This is a genomic window from Nostoc sp. LEGE 12447, assembly GCF_015206985.1.
GTDB lineage: Bacteria > Cyanobacteriota > Cyanobacteriia > Cyanobacteriales > Nostocaceae > Nostoc.
On the sequence record NZ_JADEXT010000020.1, the window covers coordinates 85,010 to 104,549 of the forward strand.

The window sequence follows — 19,540 nt, forward strand, 5'->3', positions numbered from 1 at the left end:
GCGTAAGTCCTAAAATATTTTGGGAATCTTCTTGTGCAAAAGTAGAAGGCTACCCAATACGGTTCGGATAAGCATTTTTCACTTTTCTTGTGGTCTGGGGAAAGAGAAAGGGATAAAGGGTAAAGGATTTATTCAAAACCTTTCCCCTTTTCCCTTTCCCCTTTAACCGAACCGTATTGGAAGGCTACCTCAGCATTTCCACAAACTGGTACATAAAGCCTTACTACTGTAAAGCTTAAGGTATTGTATTATATAGACCCAATCAACGTACTACAAGTGGAAATAGACATTATGAAACATAGATTTTGGGCAAGCTATTTGCTTGCGGCTTTAGCATTTCTTCCTTTAGAACCTGTAATGACTACACAGGTTTTGGCAACAGAGTCGGTTGTCCAACTGGCACAAGCCAAATCTGCTTATACGCAATATATGCAACTCGGCTATAACGAAACCAAACGGAGAAACTATCGAAAAGCTTTAGGATATTTTCAGCAAGCAGAACGGCTACGTCCTGGAGATAGATATGCTACTTCTGCAATTAGAAATGTTACAAGTTACATCCAACGCGGTAGAAATCGTATTGCCTTTGTCCCAGGTAGACCTGGTAGGGTAAGGTCAGCAGGAACACGAGGAAGTTGCTTTCAAACTGGACAAAATATCATTCCTCTGACACCGACAGATAAGGAAGCTCAACGAACCACAGCAGAGCGTCCCACATTATTTTTCTATGTTCCTCAAACCTCGACAACAGTACAAGCACTAGAATTTGTTTTGCGGGATGATGATAGCTCCGACCCATTGTATAAAGGAACTTTCAAACCTGTTGGGCAGAATGGTATTGTTAGTGTAAATGTACCTGCTAATCAGCCATCTCTACAAATCGGTAAAGAGTATAGTTGGACTTTTTCAATGATTTGTGATACCAACAACCGCGATAAAGACTCTTATGTAGAAGGTACAATAGTGCGATCGCAAGATGAAAATCTATCTCTTCAATTAAACCAACCAAACACAGACTTGGATCGCGCAGTTCTATTTGCAACTGCTGGATTTTGGGAAGATTCCCTCAGAACTTTAGCTAATTTACGCCGCCAGCGTCCTAACGATCCTGAAGTTCAGAAATATTGGGAAGATTTGTTGAATTCAGTAGAGATTAAAGAAGTTGTAAACAAGCCTTTATTGCCCTGTTGTACTGTTCAAAAATAAATTAAAAATTACTTAAAAACCCGGTTTTGATAGAGAAGCCGGGTTTTTACCATTCATAGGTTTTGAGACGCGATAAATCGCCGTCTCTACAAGATTTTATGTTACAAAAACGACGTTCATTTCTAAGAGGATGTTTGAAAAGTCCTCTTCTTGGTAACAAAACGTTTAGATCCCCCTAAATCCCCCTTAAAAAGGGGGACTTTGACTCCGCTTCCACCCTTTTTAAGGGGGGCTAGGGGGGATCAATGAGTGCCTAAAATCACAGCCAACTACTTTTCAAACAACCTCTAAGTGTGCTGCGATCGCGTACCCGCTCACCGGAGGCGATGGTCTCCGACCGACCGGAGGTCATCGCAAACGAGACAGTTAATCTGAGATATCGAACAATTAGTTTGCAATACTTAATATTAGATTATCTAATAATTAGTTTTCCATGATATTGTGTTCATCAGTACATATTTTTTTGTATGCATCGTGTAGACTCTATTTGCGGAGTAAGATTGCTACATAAATTTATGGTAATTCGAGCGCCAAGCAGCAGCAACCCTAGTTTTGCTGTGGTATTAACCTGACTTACAGTTTGGTTATTTCATTCCATATAGAGCAACTGAAGTCTACATTTTAGTTGCTTTGAAAGCATTCCATTATTACATTCAGTGTGGAGTTAGCAGTAAATGCTAGCCCAAAACTTTGTATGGAAAGGATTTTATCAATCTGCCATTTGAGTATTTTTTAGGTGGATGTCAGCAGTTGAAAGCAAACATATTTTTGTCTACTCATCAGACACTATGCCACGTAGTTATAAGGATTTTACAAACAGTTAGGAATTAGCGATCGCACACTGACGTTAGACGAAAAGCCATTAGCTATACCCAAATCAGCAATCACACTAGAGAAAACAAAAAAGCTTATGAATACAACACGCAAGTTTCGTTTAGGTGCATTCGTTCAAGCCACCGGTCATCATATATCCTCTTGGCGACACCCCGATGCACAAGCAGATGCTGGATTGAATTTCGAGCATTACAAGGAAATTACCCAGACTGCCGAACGCGGCTTGTTTGATGCAGTTTTTCTAGCAGATAGCCCAGGAGTCTGGGGTGGCGCTCCAGAAAGTCAGTATCGCAACGGTAAAATCGCCCATTTCGAGCCGGTCACTCTTTTCTCAGCCTTGTCCTCTGTTACCAAAAACATTGGCTTCATTTCCACCGCCTCGACTACTTATGAAGAACCCTACACCTTGGCCCGGAAGTTTGCCTCGTTGGACTACTTGAGTAACGGCCGCGCAGGGTGGAATGTAGTCACTACAGGCAATGAGAACGCCGCCCGTAATTTTGGGCTTGAGCATCATCCAGAACATAGCCAGCGTTATGAACGCGCCGAAGAGTTTGTGGAAGTGGTAAAAGGTCTGTGGGATAGCTGGGAAGATGATGCTTTTATCCGTGACAAAGAATCTGGTGTCTATTTCGATCCAGACAAACTCCATACACTTAACCATAAAGGCAAATATTTTTCTGTCCAAGGCCCTTTAAACGTCGGTCGTCCGCCTCAAGGCTACCCCGTGATTGTTCAGGCTGGAGCCTCGGAATCTGGACGGGACTTAGCTGCACGCACCGCCGAAGTGATTTTCACCGCCAATCAAACCCTAGCTGATGCCCAAGAATTTTATGCTGATGTGAAAGGGAGATTAGCACAATATGGGCGATCGCCAGACGATCTAAAAATTATGCCCGGTGCCTTCCCAATCATTGGCCGTACCGAAGCAGAAGCTCAAGAGAAATACGAATTTCTGCAATCTTTGATTCATCCTGATGTCGCCTGGGGAATTTTAAAGAACTACTACAAAGGTGTGGATCTGTCGAAATATTCTCTAGATGATGTGGCTCCCGAACTGCCCAGCGACACCAACACTAACAAGAGTCGTCTCAAACTAGTCAGAGATTTGGCAACTCGTGGCACTCTCACACTGCGTCAGTTGTATCTCTCTCTTGCCACCGCACGAGGACATCGCACCATCCTTGGTACACCCGAAACCATTGCTGACCAGTTAGAAGAATGGTTCAACAATGGTGCAGCAGACGGCTTTAATATCATGCCGCCAATTCTCCCCACAGGATTAGATGAATTCGTTAACCAAGTCGTTCCCATCTTGCAAAAACGCGGACTGTTCCGTACCGAATACGAGGGTGGTACCTTGCGTGAAAACCTAGGATTGCGTCGTCCGGTCAATCGTTTTGCTGCAAAACAAGTAGACAAGAGCCTCGTGTTGGCGTAAATGACTTTGTAAGAATTCAGCACCCAGGAGTCAGAATTCAGAATTTAAAAGGAATGTAGTATGACCGGGAAATTTATGTATGAAGTATTCTTCTGATTCTTTAACTATTCTGACTTCTGAATTCTGACTCCTGAATTCTTACATGACTTTTAATATCTGCACTGTGCTTAAGCAGCCATGAAAAGTCATTAGCTATACACAAAACAGCGATACCAAAGGTAAAGCTACCGCTAACGCAATATAAGAAAAAAGCTTATGACTACAACACGCAAACTTCGTTTAGGCGCATTCATTCAAGCTACAGGTCATCACATATCAGCTTGGCGGCATCCCGATTCACAAGCAGATGCTGGGCTAAATTTCGAGCATTACAAAGAAATTACCCAAACTGCCGAACGCGGCTTGTTCGATGCGGTTTTCCTTGCCGATAGCCCCAGTTTACAAGACAATAGTGAACCGGAGGTGCTGAAGCGCAACGGTAAATTAGCAAAGTTTGAGCCAGTGACGCTATTTTCCGCACTAGCACCATTAACCAAGCATATTGGCTTTGTTGCTACCGCTTCTACCACTTATGAAGAACCTTATACCCTTGCTCGGAAGTTTGCCTCGTTGGACTATCTGAGTAACGGTCGGGCGGCGTGGAATGTAGTCACCACAGGTAATGAGAATGCCGCCGGTAATTTCGGACTTGAGCATCACCCGGAACATAGCCAGCGTTATGAACGCGCCGAAGAGTTTGTGGAAGTGGTGAAAGGCTTGTGGGATAGCTGGGAAGATGATGCTTTCATCCGCGACAAAGAATCTGGTGTATATTTCGATCCAGATAAACTGCACACACTCAACTACAAAGGCAAACATTTTTCTGTCAAAGGCCCTTTAAACGTCGGTCGTCCGCCTCAAGGTTATCCAGTGATTGTGCAAGCTGGTGCTTCTGAAGTCGGTAGGGATCTGGCGGCACAGACTGCTGAAGTTATTTTTACTGCCAACCAAACCCTGGAAGACGGGCAAGAATTTTATGCCGATGTAAAAGGCCGATTGGCTAAATATGGTCGCCAACCAGACGATTTGAAAATCATGCCGGGTGTGTTCCCAGTGATTGGACGCACTGAAGAAGAAGCCCAAGAAAAATACGAATTCCTGCAATCGTTAATTCACCCATCGGTGGCATGGGGCTTACTCAAAACACGTTATAAAGGCATCGATTTATCTGGCTATTCACTCGACGATCTTGCACCACCGTTGCCCAGCGATACCAACGGCGGTAAGAGCCGCCTCAAGTTACTGACGGATCTCGTCAATCGCGGCAACCTAACGCTGCGTCAGTTGTATCTCTCTGTCGCTACCGCGCGCGGTCATCGCACCATTATTGGTAGCCCTGAAAGTATTGCTGACCAGTTAGAAGAATGGTTCAGCAATGGTGCAGCAGATGGCTTTAATATCATGCCGCCAATTCTCCCCACAGGGTTAGATGACTTCGTTAACCTAGTTATCCCCGTCTTGCAAAAACGTGGATTGTTCCGTACTGAATATGAGGGCAATACCTTGCGTGAAAACCTGGGATTACATCGTCCAGGTAACGGTTTTGTTGCCAAACAAGTGGACAAGAACCTGGTAGTAGCGTAAATAAATTTTTCACAGATGCTTATGCCATACCTTTTAAACTGCACCTTCTGTAGATCGCCGCCTACAGAATTTAGAAAATTGTAGAGACACGCGATTGTAGAGAGACGCGATAAATCGTCGTCTCTACAAAAAATGTATTCGTCAATAGCAGCATCGGACGCTGAAAAAAACCTGTAATTTTTGTGCCGTAGGCAAGGAAAAAACATGACTGAATATAGCCGATTAAAGACCTCACGCTCCGCCGCAATCAGAGCAACCCTTGATTATCCGGTAATCGATACCGACGTTCATACCAATGATTTCACACCAGCGTTTGAGGATTACATCGCCAAGTACGGCGGCGTGAAACTTGTAGATGAGTTACGTAAAACCGAAGCCTCCCGTCTTAACTCCAAGAGCAACGGGAAAGATTGGTATCAACAAACGCCTGAAGAACGCCAATACAACCGCACAATCCGATCGCCTTGGTGGGCGAGAGTTACCAAAAATACGCTGGATCTCGCTACTTACACCCTTCCTGAATTGCTCTATGAACGTCAGGCGGAGCAAGGCTCAGACTATTCCGTGCTGTTTCCGAATAATGTCCTAGCACCTGCTGGAGCCAGTGCAGAGAATCGTCAGGCACTGCAACGCGCGGTTAATCATTATCATGCTGATATTTACCGCAAATATAGCGATCGCCTGACACCGGTAGCTGGTATTCCCTTAACCAATCCCCAAGAAGGCATTGAGGAGCTAGAGTTTGCAGTAAAAACACTTGGGTTAAAAGTGATTAATATCACTGGCGGAGTAAAACGGCCGATTAAAGCGATCGCTGATAAATATCCAGCCGATAAATTCCCCGAAATCGCCAAATATGCGTCTTATATCGACTTTTACGGACTAGATAGTGAATACGACTACGATCCTTTCTGGGCCAAAGTCGTGGAATTGGGCGTACCCGTCACCACCCATTACGGTAGCCAAGGTTGGACTGGACGCTCTTCCATTAGTAACTACATGAACAACCATATTGGTCACTTCGCCGATGGTTCGGAAGCATTTGCGAAGGCGTTGTTCTTCGGTGGTGTTACCAAGCGTTTTCCACAGTTGCGTGTAGCGATGCTCGAAGGTGGTGCAGATTGGGGTGCCCGCGTCTACATTCATTTGGTAGATCGTTTCTCCAAACGCAATATCAAGGCACTGGAAAATTACAATCCAGCATTGACAAATCCTGATGAGCTATTTGAAATATTTGAACGCTATGGTGCAGAAATTACTCAAGGGCATTCCCTCGATAAGGATGAATTGACCAAGACTGTACTGGGAGCTTCATTTAGCCGTCATAGCCGTGCGCCAATTGGTAGCGAATTGGATGATTTTGCAGCAGCAGGTATTGAAACAATTGAAGACATCCGCGATCGCTGGGTGAATAGTTTCTTCTTTGGTTCCGAGTCTGACGATCGCACGATCGCTACAGCATTCAATGACAAAGCCAATCCCTTGGGAGTCAAAATCAACGCCATCTATTCCTCCGATGTTGGTCACTGGGATGTACCAGACTTAACTTCCCCACTAGCTGAAAGTTGGGATTTAGTTCAAGAAGGCGTTATTTCCGAAGCCGACTTCAAATCCTATGTATTCGCTAATCCCTACAAGTTTTACACCCAAGCTAACCCTGAATTTTTCAAGGGTACTGCGATCGAATCCAAGGTAGGTAACACCGAATTTAAACAAGTGGACAAGAGTCTGGTGGTGGCATAAAAACCGAGATGAGGGCGTGGGGAGGAGATGAGGAAAAATAATCAATGCCCCATGCCCCAATACTACTCGGTTAAGCATTTTGAACTCAGAATTTGGTTTGGGGAAAAGGTTAAAGGGTAAGGGTTAAAGGTTTTTTCTTTCCCTTTTCCCCTTCCCCTTTTCCCCTTAACCAACAAGTATTGCCCCATGCCCCATGCCCAAATAAATTAGGAGTCACAACCATGTCCGTTGAACAACGCTCTTACAATGGTTCCTTGCCTTATCTTTTCTCGCCTGTTTCTGATAATGCCAAGCAACCTGCACCCTTAGTACTGTTTCTGCATGGAGGACGCGATCGCGGGACGGATCTGAATGTGCTACTAAAATGGGGTCTACCTCGTTTCGTAGATTTATCCGACTCATTACCTTATGTCTTCGCCGCACCCCAGATTTTGGCTGAACAAACTTGGGCAGATCGAGCAGATGACGTGCTGGCTTTGCTTGATGAACTGATTGCTTCCCAGCCCGTTGATCCAGCGCGGGTGATATTAGCCGGGTTTAGCTTAGGCTCGGCCGGGATCTGGCATATCGCTGCTTTGCATCCCAATCGGTTCACCGGTCTAGTACCTGTATCTGGACGTGTACCCAAGACACTTGGAGAAAGCGAACTAGCTGCACTCAAAGATATTCCCGTTCAGATATTTCAAGGTGGACAAGACAAAAATCTGCCAATAGAGGATACAGAGAATTTTGTTGAGCGCTTACGCAAAGTCGGCGGAAAAGTCGATTTGACAGTGTTGCCAGAAGGCGATCATTTTATTGCAGATGAGGTATACAGCGATCCGAAGTTGCAACAGTGGCTAGTTTCCCTGAGCCGTCGCAACACTGCTTTAGTTGTCTGAGGCACAAAACCCCAAAAGTCAGCGCTCAGAGACTTGGTAAGAAGCAAGGGAGCAGGGGGCAGGGAAGCAGGGGAGGCAGGGGGAGCAGGGGAGGCAGGGGAAGAAGAACTATTTATTGATTCTTGAGCCATTCCCCATTCCCCATTCCCCATTCCCCATTCCCCATTCCCCATTCCCAATTCCCAATTCCCCATTCTCCATTCTCCATTCCCATGACTTTAGCAACCACCAATCTTGGAAAAACTGGATTAACTGTTTCCCGCCTTTGTCTTGGTACCATGACCTTTGGATTGCAGACTGACGAAGAAACTTCTAGAGATATCCTTGACACGGCAGCCGATGGCGGAATCAATTTTTTGGATACAGCCGACGTTTATCCCCTCGGCGGCGGGCTTGCCACTGCTGGACGTACCGAAGAAATCGTTGGGCGCTGGCTCAAAGGGAAACGCGAACATTTTATCTTAGCTACCAAGTGCGTCGGCCGGGTTGGCCCTGCACCTTGGGATCAGGGTGCTTCGCGCAAACATATTTTAGATGCGATCGATGCTTCCCTACGACGTTTGGGAACTGACTATATCGATCTGTACCAATTGCACTCCGATGATGCTTCCACCCCACTCGATGAGACTCTAGAAGCACTAGACGCGGTAGTTCGTGCTGGCAAGGTACGCTACATCGGGGTTTCCAACTTCTTAGCGTACCGACTCGCCCGCGCCTTGGGTCGCGCCGAAACGCGCAATCTAACCAGATTCGTCTCAATTCAGCCCCGCTACAACCTGTTGTTCCGCGAAATTGAGCGAGAACTATTGCCCCTAGCCAAAGAAGAAGGACTGGGTGTAATTTCCTACAATCCCTTGGCGGGTGGTCTGCTCACGGGGAAACATATTCTCGCTCAAGGCCCCACTTCCGGTACACGTTTTACGTTAGGTGCTGCCGCAGAACGTTATCAAGAACGCTATTGGCACGATCGCGAGTTCGATACTGTAGAGGAATTACGCACAGTCGCGGATCTCGCCGGATTTTCCCTCACCACCCTAGCAGTAGCTTGGGTTTTATCTAATCCCATTATTACTGCCCCCATCATCGGCGCTAGTCGCCCACAACAACTTGCTGACAACCTCAAGGCAGTGGAAGTAAAACTCGACGACAGTTTGAAACAAAAGTTAGATGACTTAACCGCCGAATACCGAAGGGGAGATTCTCTTCGTTAGTTTTAACTGATTTTCATAATTACGAATTGGTATTAGTCGCTTGCAAACTGGAAGATTTAAGCATATTAACGCCCAGAGTTTTTGGAAATGACAACCAAAATTCCTTCAAATCAGAAATATCTCATGGATAAAATAGCTAGCATTAAACGCCGTCGTTTTCTCCATTTCGCTACTTCAGGGCTATGCGGCTTTTCTATGGCATATCTGTTAGGGAGTTGTAGCGATCAAAGCGAACAGTCTTCTTTGCTAAACAGTACTAATGCCAGTGAAACTTCCCTTGGAATAAAAACGAAAGTTCTCCGCATGGGATATCAAAGTGCGGGGGATCTCTTCAGAAATCGGAAAGTTTTAGAGAAACGCTTGGAACCGTTGGGGATTAAGGTGGAATGGGCACAATTTGTCCAAGGGCCCCAACTTATGGAAGGGATGGCTGCAAAAAAAGTTGATGTGGGATCTGTGGGAGAAACACCACCAATTTTTGCACAAGTGGCTGGGTCAGAACTTGTTTATGTAGTCGGTACACAAAGAAACCAAAGGACAGGGACAAGTAGTGTTATTGCCGTTCCACCGGAATCTCCCCTTCAGAAGTTTGAGGATATTAAGGGTCAAGAAGTTTACTTTCAAAAAGGCTCGGCATCGCATTACTTTATTATCAGAGCCTTGCAATCAATCGGCTTGACTCTCAAAGATATTAAAATCAGAAGTCTTCCCACAATCGAGGCACGGGCTGCTTTCCTCGAAGGTAAAATTCCCGTTTGGATGACAGGAGATCCCCACTATGCGATCGCCCAAAAGATGGGTCGAATTCGAGTCCTCAAAGATTCTGTTGGGCTAGATTCTCCTGGTGCTTACTATATTGCTGACAGAAAGTTTGCCGAAGAAAACCTTGGTTTGCTAAAAATTATCATTGAGGAGCTTAATAAGCTCGATAAGTGGGCAGAGGCAAATCGAGGTGAAGTTGCCAAATTGATGATTTCTGAACAAAAGCTCGATCCAGATGTGGTAGAAATAGCGATGTCTCGTCGCACTTTTGTAGGACGTAGAGGACTTAGCCCTACGCTGATAAAAGAACAACAACGTGTAGCGGATTTATTTTTTGATGAGGGTGTAATACCAAAGAAAATCAACATTCAAGATGCGTTACTTCCGCCTGATATCTATACTGCAATTACCCCACCAGAAATTATGATCTAGTGATGTACAGTAGGGAGCAAGCTTGAAATTCTTTTGGTAGTTTTTCTCATTCATTTATGTCTTAACTTATCTGATAGCTACTATAAGTATTGCTAAAAGACACACATCAAGCTTGTAATTTTCATAATAGTGAATGGGCAAAATATCCGTCCCAAAAAAAACTTTTTTTCTAGCTAATGTGCAAATTTAATGTCCAAAAGTTTATTAATTAAACGAGTAAGTAAGTCAGCTACAACCAAACAGCAAAAGTTTTTAAACAGTGCTGCCAGAAGTCCTTAATACCACCGGACGGCTTATATAGTCGTCCATTTTTATCTTGCAGAACAGCCAAAATGATGCTAGTGGATCGACCTTCATGACGAAAAAGACCAGACAATTCAAACCCTTTCAACGTGCTGCTGATGCACCAAACCTACCATCAACTCCATTCAGGTTCATTTTGTATTTCGTTAACCAGTTTCGCTGGTGGTATGTGTTAATGGTGAGCCTGGAGATGGTACACGCAACCTGTGGCGTTATGTTGCCTTATGCCATTGGTGAGATCATCCGAGGTGTGACGAAATCAACGGGCGACAGCCAGCCCATTTTTGATGCCATGAGGCAACCCCTGATGCTGTTCATCGCCTTGAGTGTGGGTGAAGTAATATTCGGGCGTTCGGCTGGACTCTTGCAAACTATCCTCCATCCAATCCACCGACAACATATTGTGCGATCGCTATATGCCTACTTGCAACACCATTCGCATCGCTATATGAGCAGCAGTTTTTCCGGGGCATTAGCACATCGGATTAGCGAAACTTCTCTGGGTGTTACTCAGACGATGCAAATGTTAATTACTGAATTTATGGCAGTAATTGTTGTGTATATTGTTGCCACGATGTTACTGTATCGCGCTTATCCTCCCCTGGCTGCACTCGTGGGCGTGTGGGCAGTTCTTTTCATCACTATTTCGTTCTGGCTGGCAACTCGCTGCCGAATTTACTCTCGGAAAGCCGCAGCCGCAAGAAGTGAGACAACTGGTATCATTGTAGATACAGTAACAAATCTTACCAGTAGCCGATTGTTTGCTCGTTTGGGTTTTGAACGACGTTATTTGAATGAGCAATTAAGCCGCGAACTCAAACAGGTGAGAAAGTCCAACTGGTATTCGGAGCGAATTCGCTGGTTTCAGTTCATCTCGGCAGCCATTCTGAAAATCAGCACCCTGTATTACTCGCTCTTTCTCTGGAGTCAAGGGAAGATCGCTACTGCTGATTTCGTCGTCGCAACTAGCCTGTCGCTATTGATCATCATTGAAGCCCGGAATTTGAGCCGCCGCTTTCTGGAATTTTTTGAACATATCGGCAATGTTGCCAATGGTGTCTTTACCATCGTTCAACCCCACGAGTTGGTCGATCGCGATCGCGCGATCGCACACCCAATTACCCAAGGTAAGATTGAGTTTCGCCGGGTGAATTTCAATTACTCTGATGAAAAGAAAGTTTTCAACAACCTTTCTGTCACCATCCAAGCCGGACAGCGTGTCGGATTGGTAGGTTTCTCTGGTTCGGGAAAATCCAGCTTTGTCAATCTCATTCTGCGTTTATTCGACCCCCAATCTGGACAGATTATTATTGATGGGGTCGATATTCGAGACATGACTCAGGATGCCCTACATGCTCAAATCAGCTTGATTCCCCAAGATCCATCTCTGTTCCATCGCACTCTGCTAGAAAATATTCGTTACGGACGCTTAGATGCAACCGATGAGGAAGTGTTCGAGGCGGCGCGAAAGGCTAATGCTCACGATTTCATCATCCAAAGTCAGGATGGTTATAATTCTCTGGTGGGTGAACGTGGTGTCAAGTTATCTGGAGGACAGAGACAACGTATTGCGATCGCTCGCGTAATCCTCAAAGATGCGCCGATCCTGATTTTAGATGAAGCCACCTCTAGCCTCGATTCAATCACCGAAAAAGCGATCCAAGATACCCTCGACTTAGCAATGAATGGGAAAACGGTCATTGTGGTGGCTCATCGACTATCTACCATCGTCCATCTAGACCGGATTTTGGTGTTCGATAAAGGTCGCATTATTGAAGATGGTTCCCACGCTAAACTACTGGCACTTGGCGGTGCTTATCACAGGTTATGGAAAATGCAAGCAGGTGGATTTATCCCAGAAAATCCTGGCGAGGAACGCATACATGAGGTTCGCAGTGGCACAGATAACGTTCAAAAGGGAATGATCGCTTGACATTTGCCGCTACTTGAGGTTCAATTCCAGATTTAATTCAGGAATTGTGCGGGAAAGAGTCTATAAAACTTATGACTTCAGATATCAAACCCATTTTTGATACCCTGGCTGATGAGGAATCTGCCATCGACTGGAATCGTTTGTTGGTCGAAATCCTGACCGTTTTCGACTGCTCTACAGGTACTATCCATACCCTAGATTGGGAAAGCCAGTTATTGCACCTAAAGGCTTACCAAAGCATTCCAGAATTTCTGTTGCCTAAAATGACGGTAATTCCTATCGGCAAAGGGATGGCTGGTGTCGCCGCCGAACGTAAGCAACCCGTACAGATTTGCAACCTGCAAACTGACGAACAGGGGGTGGCCAAACCCTCAGCAAAAGAAACTAAGGTAAAAGGCTCCATCACAGTGCCACTTATGCTAAATGGCAGATTGTATGGAACCTTGGGTATTGCCAAGTCTGTTTCTTATGAATTCACTTCCAAAGAGGAAGAGATATTAATGGAGATTGGAGAGGCCATTAGCCGGAAAATCGTCAGTTAACAGGATTAGCAACTTTGCTAAACTGATTTAACTGACGTTCTTGGCACTATTTCTGACTAATGGTTTCTGGTGTGATGGCTGCATATTGTTCGCTACTCAGCATCGCTTCCTTGATATTGATTGGTTTAGGAATCACTTTTTCTGTGGCAAACAAATCTGCAATTTTCTGTTGATTTTCCATGATTTCTGGCGTAATGGGTCTTAAGCCATAAGTTCGCCTTCCAATCATTGTTGCTAAAATATCTTCATCAATTTTGAGATGAGGAATAGTCAGCTTTACAACTTCTGCTCGGTTCTTTTCACCCCATTGACCTGTGTTATCTATCTCTTCAAGAACCAATCGTACTAATTTCGGGTTTTCTGTGGCAAATTTTCGCGCAGCCATGTAATATCCGCCCTGAGTAGAGATGCCGCTAGCATCTCTCAAAACACGAGCATTTGCCTTTTTTTGTGCTACAGCTAAATAAGGGTCCCAAGTTACCCAGGCATCTATTTTTCCTTGAATAAAAGCATCACGGGCTTCTGAAGGAGGGAGGCTAATGGCTTGAATATCACTATATTTCAAACCAGCCTCTTCTAAAGCTTTTATTAATAAGTAATGGGAAGCAGAACCCTTTTGGAAAACTACTTTCTTACCTTTGAGATCAGCTAAAGTGCGAATTGACGAATTATTTTGGACGATAATTCCACTTCCTTTACCTGTGCTGGGTTTATTACTAGCAACATATACTAAAGATGTACCAGCAGCTTGGGCAAATATCGGTGGAGTTTCGCCTACAGAACCAATATCAACTCTACCTACATTCATTGCTTCCATCAGTTGCGGCCCAGCGGCAAATTGTGCCCATTCAACGGAAACACCTAAAGGCTGTAAACGCTTTTCTATCAATCCTTTAAGTCTGACTAGATCCCCAGAGCTTTGATATCCCATACGGACAGTTTTAGTTTTAAAACCAGTGGTTTCATTCCCTGCATTTGGGGTTGTCACTGAACAACTAATTAAGGTAGTTGAGATTGTTAATAATCCAGGTAATAGGAATAGTGAAAAACGCTGAAAAATATTAACTCGTGGCTGTTTGAAAGCGGTAATCATGGACGTGATACTTTGTTTTTATTTTGCTAATAGTTACCGATGTTCAGTAGGCTCACATCTGTAAATTGGTGTCAACTTAAGCGCCAATCCTTTTAAAACTTCATTTCCAGGCAGAGGCTAGAAATATTCCTCATTGATTGGGCATTCTGAAAGAAGACTGAACACCTATGACATCTGTTCGTCTCTACTGCGTATTGCTCTTAATGTAAGTTCAATGAAACTCTTCTAGACTTGAACTTAAGTTCAAGTTTCTCTCTGATTCGGAGAGGGGCGGTTTTGTGTGGTAAAGCCTTTTATAGGCCTTTTTATTCATATTGTTAAGCGAACACCACATAAACCGTCAAACATTACATTATCCTTAACCCAAAGATTTAAACTTTTTGAAGCTGAAGGTTCTTCTGGAAAAGTTCTTGAACGTTTTTCCAAGCATCGGCAGCAGCTTCGGCATTGTAGCTAGGGCGATGGTTGCAGAAAAAGCCATGTCCTGCACCAGAATAGCGAAATATAGCATGAGGAATCTGATTTTTCTTCAATTCAGCCTCAATCTGTTCCGTTTGTTCTAAGGGGATTCCCTGATCGTCAAGGCCAAAGAAGGCGTAAATGGGGCCTTTGATATCAGGAGTGCGGGTGATGGTTGGTTCTCCACCACCGGGAGTTGAGTTGGGAATACCGCCACCATAGAAGGAAGCTGTAACTTTAATATCTGGTAAAGTGGCAGCTAGATAAACTACGTGACCACCAAAGCAGAAACCAATGGAGCCGATCGCATCTCCTTGCACATTTGGTAAGGTTTTTAAATAGGCGATCGCAGCCTTAATATCACTCAATATTTCCTCGGCTGTTGTCTGTTCCTTATATCCTCTTCCTTGCTGGACATCTTCAGGGGTGTATCCACCCTCAAAACCGGGAGCAGTGCGTTGAAATAAAGTCGGTGCGATCGCAACATAGCCTTCTTTGGCAAATTTCTCAGCAACTTCTCGAATGTGAATGTTAACCCCAAAAATTTCCTGAATCACAATAACGGCTGGGAAGCTTCCCTTTTGTGCAGGTTCAGCTAAGTAAGCATCAATTTGCAAATCCCCGTTAGGAACTTTAACTTGAGTGGTGCGAATTTCTGTGTTTGTCATCTTAGGGATTAGCCTGTAATTACTTTGAGAACGAAATGTTTTGTGGTAAGTTTTGTACAAAAATACTTAAACTTTACCGATTTACCGTAGTTTATAGAGTAGTATTTCACAAACAATGTCCAAAGGCAAGTCCCAATACTTGTCGGGTTTTGAGGAAAAGGGGAAGGGGAAAGGGAAAAGAAAAAACCTTTAACCTTTACCCTTTAACCTTTTCCCCAAACCCAATTCCGAGTTAAAAATGCAAAACCCGAGCAGTATTGAGGCAAGTCCTTATTTAAGAAGGAAATAGCTTACGGGAATAGGGAATAACTTTTTTCTGTCCCCTAAATTCTGAGATATCCCAACAGGAGAATGAAAATGGCGCTCAAAGCAGTTCATCATATTCAGGCAACTTATCCTCAAGAGGTAGAGGATGCAATGCTATCTTTCTACAGCAGAATTTTGGGATTGACTGAAATTCCCAGACCTGATGCGGTTAAAAACGATTCAGGAGCCTGGTATCAGGTGGGAAACATTGAATTGCACGTTAGTAGAGAGAAAAACGCCAATAACCAAGTATCTAGAAGACATTTTTGTTTCCAAGTCGATGACTTGAACACCTTTGAGAAACACCTAAAAGAATATGGAGTAGAAATTATTCCCGATCAACGACCACTACCAGGATGCGTGCGGTTTTTCCTCCGCGATCCCGGTGGGAATCGTATAGAGATCGCAGAGTTCGTCAAGAGTACTTAAAAAGTATATTCTTTACATTTTGATTGTCTAAGAATATGCACAAAGCAGCACCAACATCCCGAATCCTGATAAAAAATACTTAATATTGAAAAGAGCGATCGCTCTTTTCAAAACAAAACCAGTAACTAATCTGTTACGCAAATAAGATTGCACATCAACTGGTGAGGTTGTCCTTTGTCCTTGGTAAACACTAATGACTAATGACTAATGACTAATGACGGTCTACACAGAAAATATTGCAATATGTAGCGCGTTAGCTTAGTGAGGTATTGTATTCAAACAAGAATCCCTAGCTAGCAACTAAAAAATTATAAACGCAGAGATGATCAGACTTAGCCCAGAACACTTGCAAACTATCCGCACCCATGCCGAAAGCACTTATCCAGAGGAGTGTTGCGGTATGATTTTAGGCTATTTGGCTAGTGAGGGCAAAATTGTAGTAGAAGTCATGCCAACAGAAAATGCCTGGAATACAGAAGCGGGTGCTGAGTTTTCAGGGGAACGCACAGCAGAGAGTAAAAGACGGCAATATGCGATTGCACCCGAAGTTATGCTAAAAACCCAAAAGGAAGCACGTAATCGCTCACTGAACATCGTCGGCATTTTTCATTCCCACCCAGATCATCCTGCTATCCCTTCAGAATGCGATCGCTTATATGCTTGGCAAGGATACTCGTATATAATAGTTACCGTCCAAAACGGTAAAGCTGGAGAACTTAAAAGCTGGAGCCTTGACGATCGTCATCAATTCCAAGCAGAGACAATTGAAAATTTAAAATAACTGGCTTAGTTCAAAGACAGTCACTCGTAGCGGTTTTAGCCGCCAACACGGATAGAAAATTCATCTTCCCCACTCCCTATCTCCATAAGAGATACAGTTTTTCGATAGGATTAATATTCCGCTCTCCCAGATCATAACTGCTATGCTCAATCCCAATCTGGACGAAATCCAGTTGACCAAAGACGATTACGAACGCTACTCCCGACACCTGATTTTACCGGAAGTAGGACTAGAAGGACAGAAACGCCTGAAAGCCGCCAGTGTACAGTGTATCGGTACAGGTGGACTAGGTTCACCACTACTTTTATATCTGGCGGCGGCGGGTATTGGACGCATTGGGATTGTCGATTTCGATGTTGTTGATACTTCCAATCTGCAACGCCAAGTCATCCACGGGACATCTTGGGTGGGTAAACCCAAGATTGAATCGGCAAAAAACCGCATTCACGAGATTAACCCCTATTGTCAGGTTGATTTATATGAAACTCGCCTGACTTCCGAAAATGCTCTGGAAATCCTTGAACCTTACGATATCGTCGTAGATGGGACTGATAACTTCCCCACTAGATATCTAGTTAACGATGCTTGCGTATTGCTGAATAAGCCCAACGTCTACGGTTCAATTTTACGCTTTGAAGGGCAAGCCACTGTATTTAACTACCAAGGTGGGCCAAATTATCGTGACCTTTTCCCAGAACCACCACCACCAGGAATGGTTCCCTCTTGTGCCGAAGGTGGCGTACTCGGTATTTTGCCAGGAATTATCGGTTTAATCCAAGCAACCGAAACTGTCAAAATCATTCTGGGACAAGGTAATACTCTAAGTGGACGATTGCTGCTATATAATGCCTTAGATATGAAATTTCGGGAGTTGAAACTGCGTCCTAACCCGATTCGCCCAGTGATTGAAAAGCTGGTAGACTACGAAGAATTCTGCGGGATTCCACAAGCTAAGGCAGAGGAGGCAAAACAGCAGTTGGAAAGTCAAGAAATGACTGTTAAGGATTTGAAGGAATTGCTGGATAGCGGTGCAAAGGATTTTGTACTACTGGATGTCCGCAACCCCAATGAGTACGATATTGCCAAGATTCCTGGTTCAGTGTTAGTACCCTTACCAGACATTGAAAATGGCAATGGCGTTGCGAAGGTAAAGGAAATATTGAACGGACACCGCTTAATTGCTCATTGTAAGATGGGCGGGCGATCAGCAAAAGCCCTCGCCATCCTTAAGGAAGCTGGGATTGTCGGGACAAATGTCAAAGGCGGAATTACCGCTTGGAGTCGAGAAATCGATCCTTCAGTTCCAGAATATTAATAAGAGAGGCAGGAGGCAAGAGGCAGGAGAAATACTGCTTTGCCTCCGTTCTCTTTTACACCATGAGCAGAGCTAGTTTGCGCTTTAAGTCTTCCATTCCCTTATCTCTTGATCGCTTTTTTGGAATTAAAAGTTAAAAATTAAGAAAAAGAATAGTTTTTAATTAATTAATTTTGGTACAAAGCCAACAATAATATATAACGCAGTGTTAGCGAGTCCACGTACTCCTTCCCTACGGGACGCTGCGCTAATGGAGAAGCAAACTACCCGCAGCGTCTGTCTGCGACACGCTCCGCGAACGTAGAGAGCGTTTTGGAATTTTTAATTAATAATTTTTAATTTTTAATTGGAGCGAAGCGACTTGACTACCTCAAAATCTCATCTCAATATTTTATGGGTGCAAGTTTGGGTGTTAGCAGTAGTGCAGGGAGCAATTACTCTCACCTGGTTAATTTATAATATATATTTGCCACAACTTTTGACTCAGTTTGGTTTTCCCGCCTCGCTGGCAGTTGCTTTGGTATTAGTCGAAAATGCCTTTGGTGCGGTGCTAGAACCATTGATGGGTGGACTTTCAGACCAAGCTAGACGCTGGGTAGGGACTCGATTTCCCTTCATCTCAGTAGGTATGATTTTGGCATCGGCTTTGTTTATTGCCATACCATGCGTTGTGAGTTTGATTCCACCTACTACTGTAATGCGATCGCTCTTACCTATAGCATTGGTAGCCTGGGCATTAGCAATGACAATATTTCGTTCTCCAGCGATGTGCCTCCTGGGGATGTATTCTACACCAGCCCAGTTACCTTTAGCAGTAAGTGTTGTAACTTTGGCAGGTGGTGTAATTGGGGCTTTTAGACCGATAAGCTACAAGTTTATTCTCAGCTTAGGGCCAGTTTATACTTTTGCGATCGGTTCTTTCGTCATGCTGGCGGCGGCGGCTGTGTTGCGGTTAGTCAATGCTCCAGAAGCACCTGTGGATAGACACCAAATAGAAGTAGTAAAGTTGCCGTTACAAAAATTGGCTTTGATTTTAGGAACTGGTTTTGGTGTAGCGTGGGGTATTAGATTCCTCTTTGATGTTTTGGGTAAAGTACTCAAGACCCAACTGAATACTGATAATGTTGATCTGCTTATGGTGTGGATCGGATTAGCGATCGCAATTGCCAGCATACCAGCAGGAATCTTCGCCGTCAAAATTGGTAATCGTCAAGCAATGCTTTGTGGGATCTGTGCAATCATTCCTTCGTTAGTAATAATGATATCTGTGGGCGCACAAATCCCGATAATTCTATTAATCGTTGCTAGCTTTAGTTTAATTGTCAATGGCGCAATTCCTTTTGCTCTAGGACTAGTACCTCCTCGGTGGGCGGGATTAGGAATTGGGACGTATTTTGGTGGATTCGCTTTAGCAATGAGTTTGTTTGGTGTCATCTTTCCCAAGTTACAAGCAATAACACCTTTTGTTGGTGCAGTTGGAGGTGCATTGGCATTTTTGGTTGCTGGTGTTTGCATTGCGGTAAGTGGCATTTTTGAAACGCAGAGGAACGCAGAGGTTTAACGCAGAGGGACGCAAAG

Annotated in this window: 16 protein-coding genes; 13 read left to right on the forward strand and 3 right to left on the reverse strand. The window is 44.2% G+C overall.

Annotated elements, in window-relative coordinates; translation table 11 throughout:
- Nucleotides 1-291 precede the first annotated feature (291 nt).
- From IQ274_RS20340 to IQ274_RS20360, 5 genes are all read left to right on the forward strand, one after another.
- Nucleotides 292-1,206 (forward strand): DUF928 domain-containing protein, encoded by a 915-nt coding sequence (locus IQ274_RS20340; protein WP_175586912.1) that lies wholly within the window; start codon nt 292-294, stop codon nt 1,204-1,206.
- A 910-nt stretch (nt 1,207-2,116) separates the two neighbouring features.
- Nucleotides 2,117-3,481, forward strand: coding sequence for an LLM class flavin-dependent oxidoreductase (locus IQ274_RS20345; RefSeq protein WP_194143255.1), 1,365 nt, complete (start codon nt 2,117-2,119; stop codon nt 3,479-3,481).
- 255 nt (nt 3,482-3,736) lie between these two features.
- On the forward strand, nt 3,737-5,104 hold the full coding sequence (locus IQ274_RS20350; RefSeq protein ID WP_163935394.1) for an LLM class flavin-dependent oxidoreductase: 1,368 nt from the start codon (nt 3,737-3,739) through the stop codon (nt 5,102-5,104).
- Nucleotides 5,105-5,308: 204 nt separating this feature from the next.
- Nucleotides 5,309-6,847, forward strand: coding sequence for an amidohydrolase family protein (locus IQ274_RS20355; protein WP_194143256.1), 1,539 nt, complete (start codon nt 5,309-5,311; stop codon nt 6,845-6,847).
- Between the two features lie 221 nt (nt 6,848-7,068).
- Entirely contained in the window at nt 7,069-7,728 is a 660-nt protein-coding gene (locus tag IQ274_RS20360; protein ID WP_194143257.1) for a dienelactone hydrolase family protein, read from the forward strand.
- Nucleotides 7,729-7,840: 112 nt separating this feature from the next.
- On the opposite strand, the gene IQ274_RS20365 is transcribed toward IQ274_RS20360, so the two are convergent.
- Nucleotides 7,841-8,008 carry a hypothetical protein gene (locus tag IQ274_RS20365; RefSeq protein ID WP_194143273.1) on the reverse strand — a complete coding sequence of 56 codons (168 nt, stop codon included), beginning with the start codon at nt 8,006-8,008 and terminating at the stop codon, nt 7,841-7,843.
- Here IQ274_RS20365 and IQ274_RS20370 point away from each other — a divergent pair.
- From IQ274_RS20370 to IQ274_RS20385, 4 genes are all read left to right on the forward strand, one after another.
- Nucleotides 7,941-8,939, forward strand: coding sequence for an aldo/keto reductase (locus IQ274_RS20370; RefSeq protein WP_194143258.1), 999 nt, complete (start codon nt 7,941-7,943; stop codon nt 8,937-8,939). The two genes, IQ274_RS20365 and IQ274_RS20370, sit on opposite strands and share 68 nt — an antisense overlap.
- Before the next feature lie 87 nt (nt 8,940-9,026).
- Complete coding sequence (locus tag IQ274_RS20375; RefSeq protein ID WP_228058268.1) at nt 9,027-10,133, forward strand: aliphatic sulfonate ABC transporter substrate-binding protein; 1,107 nt, start codon at nt 9,027-9,029, stop codon at nt 10,131-10,133.
- A 355-nt stretch (nt 10,134-10,488) separates the two neighbouring features.
- The gene (locus IQ274_RS20380; RefSeq protein WP_194143259.1) at nt 10,489-12,369 is read left to right on the forward strand and encodes an ABC transporter ATP-binding protein; all 1,881 of its coding nucleotides are present in this window, start codon (nt 10,489-10,491) and stop codon (nt 12,367-12,369) included.
- A gap of 71 nt (nt 12,370-12,440) precedes the next feature.
- Entirely contained in the window at nt 12,441-12,911 is a 471-nt protein-coding gene (locus IQ274_RS20385) for a GAF domain-containing protein (protein ID WP_163929604.1), read from the forward strand.
- A 46-nt stretch (nt 12,912-12,957) separates the two neighbouring features.
- Here the strand turns inward: IQ274_RS20385 and IQ274_RS20390 are convergent, their stop codons facing one another.
- Both IQ274_RS20390 and IQ274_RS20395 read right to left on the reverse strand, forming a co-directional pair.
- Nucleotides 12,958-14,004, reverse strand: a complete 1,047-nt coding sequence (locus IQ274_RS20390) for a sulfonate ABC transporter substrate-binding protein (RefSeq protein WP_194143260.1) — start codon at nt 14,002-14,004, stop codon at nt 12,958-12,960.
- Nucleotides 14,005-14,375: 371 nt separating this feature from the next.
- Nucleotides 14,376-15,131 (reverse strand): dienelactone hydrolase family protein, encoded by a 756-nt coding sequence (locus tag IQ274_RS20395; protein WP_194143261.1) that lies wholly within the window; start codon nt 15,129-15,131, stop codon nt 14,376-14,378.
- 357 nt (nt 15,132-15,488) lie between these two features.
- Between IQ274_RS20395 and IQ274_RS20400 the strand changes: the two genes are divergently transcribed.
- The 4 genes from IQ274_RS20400 to IQ274_RS20415 all read left to right on the forward strand — a co-directional run bounded on the left by IQ274_RS20400 (nt 15,489) and on the right by IQ274_RS20415 (nt 19,523).
- Nucleotides 15,489-15,866, forward strand: coding sequence for a VOC family protein (locus IQ274_RS20400; RefSeq protein ID WP_163929601.1), 378 nt, complete (start codon nt 15,489-15,491; stop codon nt 15,864-15,866).
- A gap of 322 nt (nt 15,867-16,188) precedes the next feature.
- A complete protein-coding gene (locus IQ274_RS20405) occupies nt 16,189-16,647 on the forward strand; it encodes a Mov34/MPN/PAD-1 family protein (protein WP_194143262.1) in 459 nt (152 codons plus the stop codon).
- A gap of 142 nt (nt 16,648-16,789) precedes the next feature.
- Nucleotides 16,790-17,962 carry a molybdopterin-synthase adenylyltransferase MoeB gene (moeB, locus tag IQ274_RS20410; protein WP_163929599.1) on the forward strand — a complete coding sequence of 391 codons (1,173 nt, stop codon included), beginning with the start codon at nt 16,790-16,792 and terminating at the stop codon, nt 17,960-17,962.
- A 361-nt stretch (nt 17,963-18,323) separates the two neighbouring features.
- Entirely contained in the window at nt 18,324-19,523 is a 1,200-nt protein-coding gene (locus tag IQ274_RS20415) for an MFS transporter (protein WP_194143263.1), read from the forward strand.
- The last annotated feature ends 17 nt before the right edge of the window (nt 19,524-19,540 follow it).